At 55.5% G+C, this 456-nt stretch carries 1 pseudogene; it reads left to right on the top strand.

From position 1 onward, the window contains the following. Positions 1-252 precede the first annotated feature (252 nt). Positions 253-456 (top strand): annotated as a pseudogene (locus A3709_RS12515) (hypothetical protein); the annotation flags it as partial.

Genomic DNA, 456 nt, shown 5'->3' with positions numbered 1-456 from the left:
TGTAGCCTGGGCGGATCGTATTGCCAAGGGTAATGATGCGCTGTACGCCAGCGGCATTAATGGTGTTCCAGGCACTGGCATGATTGCCAAGGGTGGTTGCATGAACTGCTCCGACGAGGAGATCAATGCTGCGGTTGACTACATGGTCGCCGGCAGCCAGTAGCTTATCGAATCTCGAAAGGCCGCGGTGCATTAGCATCGCGGCCTTTTTTTTTTGCTACATTTATAGGTCTGTTCTCCGGAGTTAAGTCTATGCTGCGCCCCCTGTTTGCTGTGCTCACATTATCCCTGGCTGTCGGCTGTTCTGAAGAGGCCCCGCCGCCGCCCATGATAGAGGTGATTACCGACAAGGTGGTTCTGGAACCCTATCAGCCCGAACAGGAGTTCGTCGGCCGCTTGCAGGCCATTGATGATGTGGCGATACAGGCCAAGGTGGGCGGCTATGTGCATAGTCGG

The sequence above is a fragment of the Halioglobus sp. HI00S01 genome (genome assembly GCF_001635445.1).
Taxonomy (GTDB): Bacteria; Pseudomonadota; Gammaproteobacteria; order Pseudomonadales; family Halieaceae; genus Halioglobus; species Halioglobus japonicus.
This window is presented reverse-complemented; position numbering and strand designations above follow the sequence as displayed.